General features: G+C 36.2%; 15 protein-coding genes and 2 pseudogenes. 7 read left to right on the top strand and 10 right to left on the bottom strand.

Going from position 1 to position 14,384, the window contains the following annotated elements; genetic code table 11:
• Positions 1-12: 12 nt before the first annotated feature.
• The 8 genes and pseudogenes from I5776_RS14065 to I5776_RS21635 all read right to left on the bottom strand — a co-directional run.
• A complete protein-coding gene (locus I5776_RS14065) occupies positions 13-996 on the bottom strand; it encodes a glycosyltransferase family 4 protein (RefSeq protein ID WP_202777014.1) in 984 nt (327 codons plus the stop codon).
• Positions 993-1,940 (bottom strand): NAD-dependent epimerase/dehydratase family protein, encoded by a 948-nt coding sequence (locus I5776_RS14060; RefSeq protein ID WP_202777013.1) that lies wholly within the window; start codon positions 1,938-1,940, stop codon positions 993-995. Before I5776_RS14060 ends, I5776_RS14065 begins: the two co-directional genes overlap by 4 nt.
• The gene (locus I5776_RS14055; protein WP_202777012.1) at positions 1,937-3,016 is read right to left on the bottom strand and encodes a Gfo/Idh/MocA family protein; all 1,080 of its coding nucleotides are present in this window, start codon (positions 3,014-3,016) and stop codon (positions 1,937-1,939) included. The genes I5776_RS14060 and I5776_RS14055 overlap by 4 nt, the downstream gene beginning before the upstream one ends.
• A 1-nt stretch (position 3,017) precedes the next feature.
• Positions 3,018-4,121 carry a DegT/DnrJ/EryC1/StrS family aminotransferase gene (locus tag I5776_RS14050; protein ID WP_202777011.1) on the bottom strand — a complete coding sequence of 368 codons (1,104 nt, stop codon included), beginning with the start codon at positions 4,119-4,121 and terminating at the stop codon, positions 3,018-3,020.
• A gap of 133 nt (positions 4,122-4,254) precedes the next feature.
• Positions 4,255-5,346, bottom strand: a complete 1,092-nt coding sequence (locus I5776_RS14045) for a glycosyltransferase (protein ID WP_202777010.1) — start codon at positions 5,344-5,346, stop codon at positions 4,255-4,257.
• Positions 5,347-5,552: 206 nt separating this feature from the next.
• Complete coding sequence (locus I5776_RS21810; RefSeq protein ID WP_425490385.1) at positions 5,553-5,885, bottom strand: BclA C-terminal domain-containing protein; 333 nt, start codon at positions 5,883-5,885, stop codon at positions 5,553-5,555.
• Positions 5,886-6,680: 795 nt separating this feature from the next.
• Positions 6,681-7,031, bottom strand: a pseudogene (locus I5776_RS21805) (hypothetical protein); the annotation flags it as partial.
• Positions 7,032-7,061: 30 nt separating this feature from the next.
• Positions 7,062-7,469: pseudogene (locus I5776_RS21635) on the bottom strand (NTTRR-F1 domain); the annotation flags it as partial.
• Positions 7,470-7,837: 368 nt separating this feature from the next.
• Between I5776_RS21635 and I5776_RS14025 the strand changes: the two are divergent.
• From I5776_RS14025 to I5776_RS14015, 3 genes are read left to right on the top strand one after another with little or no spacing between them, the layout of a single operon-like run.
• Entirely contained in the window at positions 7,838-8,458 is a 621-nt protein-coding gene (locus I5776_RS14025; protein ID WP_202777009.1) for a class I SAM-dependent methyltransferase, read from the top strand.
• Positions 8,459-8,504: 46 nt separating this feature from the next.
• Positions 8,505-9,335 (top strand): UDP-3-O-acyl-N-acetylglucosamine deacetylase, encoded by an 831-nt coding sequence (locus I5776_RS14020; protein ID WP_202777008.1) that lies wholly within the window; start codon positions 8,505-8,507, stop codon positions 9,333-9,335.
• A 37-nt stretch (positions 9,336-9,372) separates the two neighbouring features.
• Positions 9,373-10,056, top strand: a complete 684-nt coding sequence (locus I5776_RS14015; protein WP_202777007.1) for a WbqC family protein — start codon at positions 9,373-9,375, stop codon at positions 10,054-10,056.
• A 144-nt stretch (positions 10,057-10,200) separates the two neighbouring features.
• On the opposite strand, the gene I5776_RS14010 is transcribed toward I5776_RS14015, so the two are convergent.
• Positions 10,201-10,893 (bottom strand): N-acetyltransferase, encoded by a 693-nt coding sequence (locus I5776_RS14010; protein WP_202777006.1) that lies wholly within the window; start codon positions 10,891-10,893, stop codon positions 10,201-10,203.
• Between the two features lie 31 nt (positions 10,894-10,924).
• Complete coding sequence (locus tag I5776_RS14005) at positions 10,925-11,908, bottom strand: glycosyltransferase family protein (protein ID WP_202777005.1); 984 nt, start codon at positions 11,906-11,908, stop codon at positions 10,925-10,927.
• A 255-nt stretch (positions 11,909-12,163) separates the two neighbouring features.
• Between I5776_RS14005 and I5776_RS14000 the strand changes: the two genes are divergently transcribed.
• The 4 genes from I5776_RS14000 to I5776_RS13985 all read left to right on the top strand — a co-directional run bounded on the left by I5776_RS14000 (position 12,164) and on the right by I5776_RS13985 (position 14,321).
• Positions 12,164-12,550: a hypothetical protein gene (locus tag I5776_RS14000; protein ID WP_202777004.1), complete on the top strand. Its 387-nt coding sequence runs from the start codon at positions 12,164-12,166 to the stop codon at positions 12,548-12,550.
• A gap of 85 nt (positions 12,551-12,635) precedes the next feature.
• On the top strand, positions 12,636-13,112 hold the full coding sequence (locus I5776_RS13995) for a hypothetical protein (protein WP_202777003.1): 477 nt from the start codon (positions 12,636-12,638) through the stop codon (positions 13,110-13,112).
• A 42-nt stretch (positions 13,113-13,154) separates the two neighbouring features.
• The gene (locus tag I5776_RS13990) at positions 13,155-13,502 is read left to right on the top strand and encodes a hypothetical protein (RefSeq protein ID WP_202777002.1); all 348 of its coding nucleotides are present in this window, start codon (positions 13,155-13,157) and stop codon (positions 13,500-13,502) included.
• A 192-nt stretch (positions 13,503-13,694) separates the two neighbouring features.
• Positions 13,695-14,321 (top strand): CotO family spore coat protein, encoded by a 627-nt coding sequence (locus I5776_RS13985; protein WP_202777001.1) that lies wholly within the window; start codon positions 13,695-13,697, stop codon positions 14,319-14,321.
• Positions 14,322-14,384: the final 63 nt, after the last annotated feature.

Genomic DNA, 14,384 nt, shown 5'->3' with positions numbered 1-14,384 from the left:
GTTCATAAATTATCATAGCTGAGTATAAATAGCTAGAAGCTGATCGGCAACAATATGATGATCATGTACTCTTGAAACATACTCTCTTCCAAGTATGCCTAATTGTTGCCGCAAAATTGGATTGTCTAATAATAATTTTACTTGATCATATAGATTATCTGGATTTGCATTGACGATTGGTAAATCTTCAGGGAAAGTACTGACGAGATCGGGACGTATAAAAGTAACAACTGGTTTACCAAGTGCCATAGACTCTACACTTAATAGTCCGTATGATCCGCAAAGAACTTGATCAATAATAATATCTGCTTCCTCATAAAGCTTAATAACTTCTTTATGATTCATTCCTTCAATTCTTTTATAATCAAAATTATAGGTTTTCCGCAGTTCTTCTATAACAGCTTCTATAGAAGCCGTTCCTTTAAAATAAGGATTTGTTGGCGCGTGTAAAATTAATGGTTTTTCCTTCGTAACTAGTGGGAAACGTGGGGTGAATTGACTTAAATCAATGGCAATAGGTACGACATGAACTTTATCATAATAATTCTTTACATACTCATAGACTTCGTAATCTTGCACGATTGCTTCTTTTATATGAGTAGATAGCTTAGTTAACACCCAATCTATTACATCATTGGAGGGGGAATCCCACGTATTTACATACGGGTTATTAACTTTTGCCATGTCATGGAACCTAACATCATTTCCCCAGTGATGCATCAGCATTTTTTTATTTTTTGCTTGTAAGAGAGGCAGATCTTCAAAAGAAGGATTTAATGTTTTGGCATAGTGAAAATGAAAAATGTCGAAGTATTCTATAATCTCATCCTGTTTTTCTGAAAGGTAATCAAAATTCGTATTTATGAGGTGATCTTCATAACCTAAATACGAATAATGGGTATTGTAACCAATCGAATAGTGGCCTTTTTTTTGCAAAGCATCACTTAAAATCCCCATTTGACCAGCGATTTCCACTGTCCCATGAAAAATTTTCATCCTGTTTCACCTCGTTTTAACCATGCAAATGTTTTAGTTAGACCGGAGTGTATATCATTCGTACATTTCCAACCTATATCAATTAATTTATTGTTATTCAGACATCTCCTTTGAACAACATCAATATCTCTTTTTGCTGCAAATTGGAGATCTGCTTGTTTTAAATCACAAATTGCGCTAATTACTTCAGCAAGCTCAATTACACTTGTTTCTTTTCCGGTACTTACGTTATATACTTGCCCAATTGCTTTATTTTGCGTAGCAACTAATACGATCGCTTCTAGGGCATCATCGATGTATGTGAAATCCCTAGTTTGCTTTCCATCTCCGAAAATGGTCATTGGTTCTCCACTTGTAGCTGATTCGAAAAATTTCGCCACGACTCCGCAATACGGATTGCTTATTAATTGACCTGGACCATACACATTAGATAAACGGAGTATGGTAACTGGTAAATTATATATATGGTGGTATACATGGCAATAATGTTCAGTTGAAAATTTACTGGCTGAATAGGGAAGTTTAATATTGTAATAGGATTCAGGAGTGGGCAGGTATGTTGCATTCCCATAGACAGATGCTGTTGACGTATAAACAAATCGTTTTAATTTTGGTGATAAGTTCTGTGATTTTTGAAGTAAAAATACCCCACCATATAGATTGGTTTCGAAATCATCCCGTATGTTATTATAGGATAGGACAAGGTTTTTACATGCTAAATGAAAAATGTAATCTACTTCCGGAAGCACCTCATCTAAAATATCTTCGTTTGTAATACTGCCATGATAAAACGTTATTTTTGAATCTTTAGGTAATGACGATCGATTACCTGTAGAAAGGTCATCGATTATATAAATATGATCGGATAAGGGAAGCATTTTCTGTACTAATTGTGATCCTAAGAACCCCGCACCACCAGTAATCAAAATCTTACCGAAATTCATTCCGATCCTCCTTCAGTTTTCATATTTGCTGTAGAAAAGTTTTTTAATGGAAGATCAATCACCTTTTTTGTTAAATATGATTGATAAATAGCAAAAATAGTTTCTAACGCCTTTTTTCCTTCATATCCATCAATTAGCAGTTTTTCATCCTCATATTGTACGGAGTGAATAAAGTTTTCGTACATATAAACTTGTTCGTTTGTATCTTTCAGTAGTTCTTCTAGATGGTTATAGTCCGTATCTTCACCAACGATATACCATCGGCTTAATTGATTCAATGAAGGTCCCTCTAAGGAAATACATCCTTTTTCTCCGAATATTGATAGTTGATATCCTAAATTCTTCGGTTGAGTGATCACATTTGCTTCGATCAATCCTTTTGCTTTGTTTGAAAAGGTGAGGACACCCAGTGCTATATCTTCCGTCTCTTTTGTCTTTGAAAAGGAGGAAATATCACCATATACTTTTTCTACATCCCCTAAAAACCATTGCATTAAATCAATTAGATGAATCCCTTGGTTTACGAGCATTCCGCCATCATTTTCCCAATCGCCACGCCAAGGTGCAGCTGCATAATACTCGGGAGATCGGTTTAAGCGAATCGACACGATACCTAAATAAGGTTTTCCGATTTTCCCGTCATCAATGATTTGTTTTATTTCCTTCATAATGGGTTTAAATCGCATTTGATGGCAAATAGCTATTTTACATCGATTTGCCTTAGCTAGTTTATTCAATTCTTCTGCATCTTTAAGGGACAATGTCATTGGTTTTTCTAGAATCACATGTTTACCTGCAATTAAGGCAATTTTGGCGATTTCGGCATGAAGTCCTGAAATCGTACAAATGATGACTGTATCTACCTCATCACTTTCTATCATTTTTGTGTAGTTGTCATAAAAATGTATGTGATGGTGTTCATTTGAAAGATTTGTATATTGAAGCGCAGCTTCCTTCATTCTGTCCTTCTGAAGATCACTAACTGCAACGAGTTTGGCATCTTTACAAGCAGCTAAAGACTCGATATGCCGTTTTGAAATATATCCGCAACCAATTATCCCAAATTGTATAGTCACTTTATCCCTTCACCTCATTTAAAAGTACATCAATCACATGATTTTGGTCTTTTTCAGATAGAAAAGGGGACATCGGTAGTGCAAATAATGTATTTGAGAGAGATTCAGCTATTGGAAAATCTCCGTACTTGTACGGTAAATGTGAATATACATCTTGTAAATGCAGGCAAAGTGGATAATAGATTCCTGATTGAATATTATTTGCTTGTAATAACTCCAAATATTTCTCGCGATTATCCGAACCTACACAAAATAGATGATAGATGTGGGAGCAATCGGTTTTTACAATTGGTAGCTTCAGCTTATTCGTTTGTGAAAGTTTTTCATAATATCGTTTAGCTAGGTCATTTCTTTTGCTATTCCAGTAATCTATTTTGTTTAGAAGCACTAATAGAATTGCGGCATGTATTTCATCAAGTCGACTATTATAACCAATGGAGTCATGGAAATACTTTTTTGTTGTTCCGTGTGTGCGAAGCTTTCTAATTTGTTTTGCTAAATCTAAATCGGAAGTAGTAATGATGCCGCCATCTCCAAGCGTACCTAGATTTTTCGTAGGAAAAAAAGAAAAGCATGCGGCATCACCTAGGGAACCAACTGGAGTCCCTTTATAGGTGGCCCCAAATGCTTGACAGGCATCTTCAATGACAATTAAATTATGTTTCCTTGCAATTTTCATTATCTTATCCATATCAGCTGCCTGACCAAATAAATGAACTGGAATAATCGCCTTTGTTCTAGAAGTGATTTTTTCTTCAATCTTTAAAGGATCAATATTATACGATTCTGGATCTACGTCTACAAATACCGGTGTGGCACCTACGCGGGATATTGCTTCAGCGCTAGCAAAAAAGGTGAATGGTGAGGTGATTACTTCATCCCCGACACCGATTCCATAAGCATCCAATGTTAAAACTAAAGCATCCGTTCCATTACCAACAGCGATTGCATCTAATGTGCCAAGTTTTTTTGCTATTTGCTGTTCTAATTCATTAACCTTTGGACCTAAAATATATTGACCATTGTCTATTACACTTTCTATTTCCCGCAATATTTCATTTTTTACGGAAAGATATTGTTCTTTTAAATCTATTAAGTGGAGCATTATATTCCTCCTTTGATAGGATGTTGAAAAGTCATCAACACATTCTATGAGAGTGTAGAAGGAATGGTAAAGGCGGGAATACTAATTAGCTTCTTTTTTCATAAAAATAATAAAATTGCAGACAAGAAAAAAATTATTTTGTTTGTTGTTTAATTCCTAATTTTTCTTCAAGCAATGCTTTGTTTTGAACAATTCGTTCATCCTGCGGGCGGAAGAGACCTGCTTTTTCATTATGCTCGTAAGATTTCTGTATATTTCCGATATTGTAATAGCAAACACACATTTGTAAATGTGGATACCAAGTATGATAGGCTGGGTAGGAAAAACTCCATTGATTGGCATCAGGTATTTGCTGAGTTGCAATAGTATACCAGTAGATGGCTGACTCATAATCTTGTTTTACCTGAAAATTGTAACCGATTCTACTACACGCCTCCGGACGAGGGATTTTTGAGAATTCGAATGACTGAAATAAGCTGCTAAGTTCGTTTTCTAGATCACCTAGATAACGATAGCAATCTGCTTTGTTTATACAAGAATATATTTTATCTTCTATCCAAGCAGTTCTTGAGGCAATATTTTCGTTATAACTCTCAATTGCTTTTTCATAGTAACCGTTTTCCCTTAATTCATTTCCGAAGTAAAAATAATCCCTATCTGTGAAATTATCGCCTTTGTCAAACTTTGATTGTAGTATATTTAAATTAAGCCCAACGGAATGGCGGATTTTTTTATGTGTAATAGATATATCCGAGTTAATGACGTTTCCATATACCTCGAGATATTCATGACCATCTCCCCTCCATTTAAAGTTTCTTTCTCTTTTAACTAATCGATTTCTTCGATAACGTAATGTCACGTTTCCAAATTCATCGGTATCTGCGTCATAATACATGGAAACTGAATCTACGGAAGGGTCTAAAGTTTGTTTTAACGTTTTTAACTTCTTTTGATCTTCTTCAAGCAATACATCATCTGCATCTAAATAAAGAATATAATCTTTCGTTGCATGTTTGAAAGCTTCATTTCTTCCAGCTGCAAAATTACCAATCCATTCAAAGAAAAAGACTCGATCCGTATATTTTTTAGCAATTTCAACTGTTTTATCTGTAGAACCCGTATCAACAATGTTTATTTCGTCTACAATGTCCTTAACCGTATCAAGACAACGTGCGAGTACTTCCTCTTCATTTTTTACCATCATGCATAAGCTAATTGTAATCAATGAAACCCCACTCTCCTTTGGATGTATTTATTAAGTCCTCGTATAGTCTACTTTTATTTACCTAATATCGTTTGGACTTATATAGGAGCTATTTAGAAAAGGCGAATTCATTACTTAAATATATTTCAACTTTTTCATAGCTTGGAATTGTCATTTGCTAAAAGAAATAGACTTGCAGAAATTATTTCTGCAAGTCTATTTGGACATTAATTTAATTTTTCGATTTGAATATGTCCGCCAGTTCCAGTTGCAAGTGTTAATGCTAAACCTGTTACAGTGACAGTTATTGTTGATGGTATCGTAACAGTTACATTAACAATGGTTTCTGTAACAATTGGGGCACCAACTGTTAATAGGGATACTACGCCACCAACAGGGGTACCGTTCAGGTTTATTGTCACTCCGCCTAATGCACTTAATGTTGCAGTGTAAATGAAGACTCTTACGGCGTAATTTCCTGGAGCATTTAAGTTAAAGGTTGTTGCAGTTGGATGAGTAATTGCTGTTCCAAATGAATTTTCTGTTGTTGCAAATGGTATTGTTCCGCCAACAGCTATAAGTCCGCCAGTTGTATTCCGAGCGGCGTATGCGGCTTGTAAACCTGCGCCAGTCGGTCCAGTGGCCCCAGTCGGTCCAGTAGCGCCAGTCGGTCCAGTGGCCCCAGTCGGTCCAGTAGCGCCAGTCGGTCCAGTAGCGCCAGTCGGTCCAGTGGCTCCAGTCGGTCCAGTAGCGCCAGTCGGTCCAGTGGCTCCAGTCGGTCCAGTGGCTCCAGTCGGTCCAGTAGCGCCAGTCGGTCCAGTGGCTCCAGTCGGTCCAGTGGCTCCAGTCGGTCCAGTAGCGCCAGTCGGTCCAGTGGCTCCAGTCGGTCCAGTGGCTCCAGTCGGTCCAGTAGCGCCAGTCGGTCCAGTGGCTCCAGTCGGTCCAGTGGCTCCAGTCGGTCCAGTAGCGCCAGTCGGTCCAGTGGCTCCAGTCGGTCCAGTGGCTCCAGTCGGTCCAGTAGCGCCAGTCGGTCCAGTGGCTCCAGTCGGTCCAGTCGGTCCAGTGGCGCCAGTCGGTCCAGTGGCTCCAGTCGGTCCAGTAGCGCCGGTCGGTCCAGTGGCTCCAGTCGGTCCAGTCCGGTCGGTCCAGTGGCTCCAGTCGGTCCAGTGGCTCCAGTCGGTCCGTCCAGTCGGTCCAGTGGCTCCAGTCGGTCCAGTGGCTCCAGTCGGTCCAGTGGTTCAGTCGGTCCAGTGGTACCCAGTCGGTCCAGTAGCGCCGGTCGGTCCAGTGGCTCCAGTCGGTCCAGTAGCGCCGGTCGGTCCAGTGGCTCCAGTCGGTCCAGTGGCTCCAGTCGGTCCAGTCGGTCCGGTAGGTCCGGTAGTTCCAGTAGGTCCAGTCGGTCCGGTAGGTCCAGTGGCCCCGGTAGGTCCAGTAGGTCCAGTGGCCCCAGTGGCTCCAGTCGGTCCAGTAGGTCCAGTCGGTCCAGTGGCCCCAGTAGGTCCAGTCGGTCCGGTAGGTCCGGTAGGTCCGGTAGGTCCGGTAGGTCCAGTCGGTCCGGTAGGTCCAGTAGGTCCAGTCGGTCCAGTCGGTCCGGTAGGTCCAGTCGGTCCGGTAGGTCCGGTAGGTCCAGTCGGTCCAGTCGGTCCAGATGGTCCAACAGGTCCAAATATATCGGCAGCAATCAATGATACATCATCAACTAAAATATCAGCACTTCCTAATTGTGGTAGTTTGTTTATTAATACAAAAGCTTGGGTGGCTCCAAGTGGAGCAGGTGTTGTAGTTTGATAGACTTCTAGCCATGTAACATTGTCCTCAACATTAGGTACTCGTTCAGCGACTATATTTGTAAGTCTACCGAACCCAAGAAAATTAAATAGACTGTCAAAATATGTTACTTGAACAGTTACAGGCGGTGAGGGGTTAGCGCCGATTTTGGCTAATGAAACAAGAAGTTCATAACTTTGTCCAGCAACAACCGGAACAAATTGACCAATATAGGAATTTAAAGCATCACCCGATAACATGGCGGAATAATAACCGGAATGGGAGAAAGAAATAGTGGGAACTGCGTTTAGTGAGATCCATGGGGATAAATTACCTGTCTCGAAATCCCCATTGACAATTAGATTCTGTAATGACAATTATATTAACCTCCTTTTCTATTAAGTTGCTTCCTCATATGAAAAGATTGAAGCATAGAATATATTACGAAAGTTAATATAATCTGTATCGACGGAAATACCAGACTTTACGCACATTTTTTGGAAGATTTATAAAAAGGTAAATTAATAACAGGTCCTGATTGTACCTAAAAAAGATAAAAAATAGGTGAATCAATATATTTTGTAAATTATTAGGGGTGAAGTAATTCTTTGATAAACTTTCTCAAATAATTTTAGAACAGCATAATACACGGAATCCAAGAACCCTTAATAAAATGAATAGAACTAAGTTGAAGGGATTTTTCTAGAATTAAACTTGCCAATCAAAAATTGTAGGAGGTTCTTTAATGGATACAAATAATAATTACAAGGATTTTACGGAAAAATTTTATGAAGTTGAGGAAATAACAGATACTTTTAAGGATTTACAATGGGGAAGCTCAGAAAGTCAAAAAATAAGATTTCAATATCTTACTAAACTTTTTGAAGAAGATACAAAAGAAATTTCTTTACTTGATGTTGGGTGCGGATTGGCACATTTTTATAATTATATATCGGAGAATAACTTTGTGAATGTTCAGTATTCTGGTTTAGATATTCAACCAAATTTTATAAAGTTTGCAAGTAAGAAATTTCCAGAATGTGATTTTATTAATAAATCACTTTTTGAACTTGAAACTAAGAAAAAATATGATTATGTGGTTGCCTCGGGAACTTTCAATATAGTACTGCCGAATACAAACATGGACGATTATCTAAAGCAAAATATTAAAAAAATGTATGAACTATGTAATAAAGGCATTGCTTTCAATTTATTAACAACTAATACACCTAGTCATGACATGGAATCAATAAATGCATGTTATAACCCAATTGACATTCTAAAATTGTGTTTTGGTTTTACTAATAAGGTCAATCTATATCATTCCTATAAAATTAATGATTTCACAATTGTCATGTATAAATAGTTGTAGTTTGTTTGAGGAAATTCATAACTTTTTGGAGGTGATATAGTTGCAAAAAACAATAACGTTTCCATCCGAAGTGTCAGGTATGGCTATTAATGGATCGTGCCAATCTACAGTAATGTTTGAACCTGCAAAACCAGATACAGGGATTGTTTTTATTCGCAATGATTTACTGGAAAAACCGGAAGTTGAATGTCTGCCTAACTATGCCTTTGTTAACAAACGATGGTCATCTTTAATGAAAGATGGGGTATATATTGAACATACAGAACATGTTTTAGCAGCAATCGCAGCATTAGAAATTACCAATATCCGTATTCATTTGAATTGTCCATATTTACCTGTCATTTCCGATTTTAGCAGCTGGGGATTTATGCAAGCACTATTAGAAGCTGTTCCAATAACTCAAACAGCTCCAAAAAAATTTATAGCCGTTAAAGAGCCACTCTGGGTACTAGACAGTTTTGAAACAAAAGGGGGAAACCGATATGATTCACTCCTCTTAGGACTTCCATCTACTAACTTTTCAATAACCTATCTTCTTAATTATCCGGACAAAGAAATACCTACCCAATTAGCTCATTTTTCAACAGCGAAGGATGATCAATCTTTATCAGAATTTGCTAAAGCTCGATCATTTATTTTGGATAGTGAATATGATTCTATGATGCAATTATTTGGAGAAAATATCAAAAAATGTTTGATGATTCCCAGTGATAAAACTAAGCTTCGATGGAGTAATGAAATTGCAAGACATAAAGTATTAGATTTAGTGGGGGATTTAATGTTATTGGGAAAACCAATTAAAGGGCATTTTATCGGATTTAGAAGTGGGCATAGTGCGAATATTGATATGGTCCGGTTATTGAACAGATGAAATAGTAATAAGTCATTTTCGGAGGGATTCATATTTCATGATTGTTGGGATTCATCAGCCAAATTATATTCCATGGATTGGATTTTTTCATAAAATGTTATCTTGTGATGTCTTTGTACTATTAGATGATGTTTTATGTTCTAATAAAGCTGAAAGAAGGAATGTGATAAAGGGATCGAATGGTGAAATTTCCTTAGCTATACCGATTTTAAATAAGAAGGCGATTATTAAAGATATCGAACTTAATAATCAGGTGAATTGGAAACAAAAACATCTTTGTTCTATGCAAGGGTGCTATGCAAAATCGGATTATTGGGAACTCATTTCACCAGAATTATTAAATTTGTACAAACACGCGGGTCCAAAATTAGTGGATTTTAATTTAGAATTAATCGAATTTATTCGAAATTATCTGGACATAAAGACACCTATGGTACGCTCATCTGAATTAAGTGGAGTTCATGGTAAAAAGAATACTAAACTTGTTAGTATATGTAATGCTTTGGGGGCTGACACATATTTATCAGGAGAAGGTGCAAAATCATATATTGATGCTGAATCGTTCCAAAACAGTCATATTAATATTGTTTATCAGAAGTTTAATCACCCAGTCTATCCTCAAAGATGGGGAAAATTTATAAAAAACTTATCTATTTTGGATTTATTTTTTAATTGTGGTCCCAATGCAAAACAATATTTAACAAGACAAATCATTACGTAATGCCGATTTAGAGTGGAAATACAGGCTTCCTATCAAATGATAAGGAGCTTTTTTCCTTTGCACAAATTAAACTTAAATTAAAAAAGAGCCATAATCCCCGCGATTATTAGAGATTATAGCTTAAAAATAAAATCATAATAATTTTTATTTTATTACTCTTCCTGGATTCCCCACCACAGTTTTATTTGAGGGTACATCTTTTGTTACTACTGTTCCTGCACCAACAATTGAATTTTCCCCAATAACAATTGCCGGAAGAAGTGTTGCATTATTACCGATTTTTGCTCCTTTTTTCACGATAGGACCTTGATGTTCAAAATTTCCCATTCCCATATATTTATCATTAGATGTTGAGCAGCAAGGACCAAAGAAAACTTCATCTTCAATGATCATATCGGCTGTAATATAACATCCAGTTTGAATAGTAACCCGTTTTCCAATGTTTGTTTTGTTTTCAACCATAACATTCCTGCCAATAATACTATCCATACCAACTGTGACATTTTCACGTATGCTTGATAAATCTCCTACAAACACACCTTTTTCAAGTAAAACGGTTCGATAAATAACACAATTACATCCTATGATTACCCCATCCTCAACAACAAGGGGATCTGCACTATTAGATGGTTTTCTAGCCATTTTCTTATTTGTAGAAGTCCCTTTACCTAATATAGTTAAATCATTTATTTGAACACCGTTTCCAATCTTCGTGTTTGCCTTAATGGTAACATTGTTTCCAATTGTCACGTTATCACCAATTATTACGTTGTCCTCAATTATAATATTTTCACCGAAGGTTACATTTTTACCGAAGATTACTGATTCATGAATCATTACATAATTCCTCCGTTTAAGTCATTTCTTCTTACAACTCTTTGTATATATTAATAAGTTGTTTAACTACCTTATCAACTGCATGATACTCCTCGACATATTTTCTTCCTTGTTGGCCGAGTTCGTTGCGTTTAGTGGGATTACTAATTAAATCAGCTAAAACTTCCTGTATATTATCTGGTGTAGCATTAACAATTGGTAGTTCGAGTGGTAATTGATTACGAACATCATCTCGGATAAATCCAACGACAACTTTCCCCATTGCCATTGCTTCTACAGCGAGCATTCCGTATGTTCCAACTAATAGTTGATCGATAATAATATCAGATTCCTTGTACGTTTCAAGTGCTTCTTTATGACTCATCTTTTCAACCATTTTATATGTGAAACTTTCCTTCTCTTTTAAATTTGCAATTGCTTGTTCAATATACTCTGATCCTTTAAATTCACGATTCGTTGGTGCATGGATAAGTAATGGATTGTCATTATCAATTCGTGGATAAGATGGTTCATATTTATGAATATCAAAAGCAAGGGGCATGACATGCACATTTTTATAATAATCTTTTACATACGGTAATAACTCGTAGTCTTGAACAATAGCTGTGTCAATATATTTTGAGGTAGTTTCCAGCCGCGCGTGAATTTCATCGTCGGAAAAATAACTTGGAGGAAGCGGATATGGGCTTAACTTTCTTGTTATTTCAGTATTTCGAACATCACTTCCCCAATGATGCATCAGCATTTTTTTTCCTGACATTTTAATTAGCGGTAAATCGCCAAACCCCTGTATAAATGACTCACCATTATGAAAATGGAAGATGTCCATGTGTTTAATATAATTTGGAATTTCCGGTCCGATTTCAAATAGATCGGTGTTAATAATATGACTTTTATAATTCAGGTACGTGTGAAACCAATTATATCCTCCAACAAGATAACCATTTTTACGCAATTGATTACAAAGAATTCCAATTTGGCCCGCTATTTCAGTCGGCCCATGAATAATTTTCATTAAGATCACTCCTTCCTCAATACAATATTCAATTATAGAAATAGTGAAATCAGACAAAAGCATAGTTTTAAGTAACTAGGTTTATAAAAGAGAATTTTATAGACTCCTTCCTATTTTCGATAGTTAATAGCAATAGAATAATAGGCATATTACCTTCTAAACTAGTAAAAATATGCGAATGCACTCCATTAAATGCGGAAACGAATTGTCCATGTGATTAATACCCTATAAGTAATAGTCAGGGGGTGATAGTTAATGAATGAGGAGATGAAAGGAAAAGATGGTGAATTCCAAATGAGTGTTGATGGAGATTCATTATCAAATCTCAACCAAGATCAAGTAAACCATCTGGTGGAATCAATTAATCAGGGGATTGAAAAGACAGTTACTTCTATAAATGAAAATTTAGCTAATTTGTTTGGAAGTATCAATGTAAATAAACTTAAAAAGGAAAATTCCCAGATAGATTTATCTCGAGTAATATCGGGCCTATCAAGCTCCAACTTATTATCAAAATTGGTTTCTTCCAGCTGGCAAGGGAAAATGCCAGTTATTCAAACAGATAATGGGAAACTAAGTGTTCTATTAAATGAGAAGAAGCTATTTGAAATGGATTTACCGAATCAAGAAAACAAGGAGTAAAATCAACGATAACCCTACTATAAATGCGGATACAACTAAACTATAAAAACATAGATTATATTATCAAGGACAGGAGGTGAAAGTTATGAGTAGAATGAAGCCTTATCGAATCTATGATTGTGATCCAATAAATAATGAAAATGAAGAAAATCGTAACCGACAAAATAATGATGATGATAATAGCAACGGCAATGGTAATGGTAATGGCAATGATGTGGTTAAAATTCAGGGCATTATTAATGAATATGGAGACTTAACTTCTACAGGGGGTAATGGTGGTACTGCCTTAGCCTCTGCTGCAAATAATTTTGCTGTTTTAGCGAATAGTAACGCAACAGCAACAGGAGGATTTGGAGGAGCTGGAGGTTTAATTGCACCAATTAATCCAGTAACGAATGTTCCTATAAGTTTCTTAGATGGTAGCTTAAATGGCAACCTCAATGGATTGTTAAATGATAACTTAAATGACAACTTCAGTGAAAATTTAAATGGCAATTTAAATAGAAACTTTAGTGAAAACGAAAATAAAGCAATTGATAACGATGGGATTGATGTAGCTTAATTCTTCTTTTTCCGTATCGTCCAAAAGAAAGGAGTGAAAAGAATGAGTGAAATTGATAAGGTACAACTGGCAAAAGAAAAATTAATGGATTTAGGTATATCAGGTGAGGTTGCAGAAACATTGGCTGAAACGATCATTGACGGATCGAACCCATCTGTAAATTCACATGCACAAGGTGGCAGAGGGGGGCATGCGATCAATCTAACTTATGTTGATAATTACTCTACCTTAATGCTCGTTTATACATTCCTCTTAAATTCTTTGGACAATAAGGATGAATCAAGCTTATTAAATAAATCATTGTTAACTACATTGCAAACGGTAATTAATGAGCAACAGAAATATCGCGACGCTTTTTTGGATGCAATAAGGCATTTAAATAAATATTAAAAAAACTCCCCTTCATACTAGTGAAGGGGAGATCTGCAAAAGATGTAATGAGTTGTTAATAAAAACAATATATATATACTAAAACAATAACTCCTTAATTGTATTTAATAAATCTATATAGGCACCTTCCCCATTTTTATTGCATACACATATTATGTATTATTTACTTATTTAAAAACGGAGGTGCCTTGTTTGAGTACTAGTAAAGATCATTATGAAAAAAGAAAACCTCTTTTATATATTATCCAGCCGGAATCGAAAGCTGTATCAGTGAATATGCAAACAACTTTCTCAAGTAAGTTTTCAACAAAAGAAAGTGAACTAATGGAAGAAGCAGCTCCACCTTCTAATGAAGATGACAACGAAGTAAACAATGATTTTGTAGAGGGAAATCACAGTAGTAATGAAATAAACAATGCATTAGTCAATGAAGAAGATAATAGTAATGAAATAAACAGCAAGTTAGTTAACGAAGATGGAAAAATTCAAAGTGAGCAAATTGATGATACTCAAAATGTAGTACTAGAAAACGGAAAAACAATGCACACAATTATTAGGAATTCTCCTCAACAAAAAACGGGATATCGTAGAAGATCGTTTAAAGAGATGGATGTACCCGAAAAGGTGAATTTTTTAGTTAATAAGCCAGGGTATATTCCTCAAGTAATTGTTGAAATTCAGACGGAGGCAAGTAACTATACAGGTATAGTAGTAAATTATAGTGATGGAATCGTTGTATTTGATCAATTGAAAATGGGGCAGCATCCCCTCAAATTGAATGAGGCAGAAATCAAAGATATTAAAATTGTTTCAAATTAAGGGAAAAGTCGATAAGCTCATTCTTATCGACTTTCCGGATAAAAATACTAAGAATATTTGATT

Origin of the sequence: Heyndrickxia vini (assembly GCF_016772275.1) — a bacterium.
Taxonomy (GTDB): Bacteria; Bacillota; Bacilli; order Bacillales; family Bacillaceae_C; genus Heyndrickxia; species Heyndrickxia vini.
Note: the sequence above shows the minus strand (reverse complement) of the source record. Positions and strands in the feature narration are given on the sequence as shown.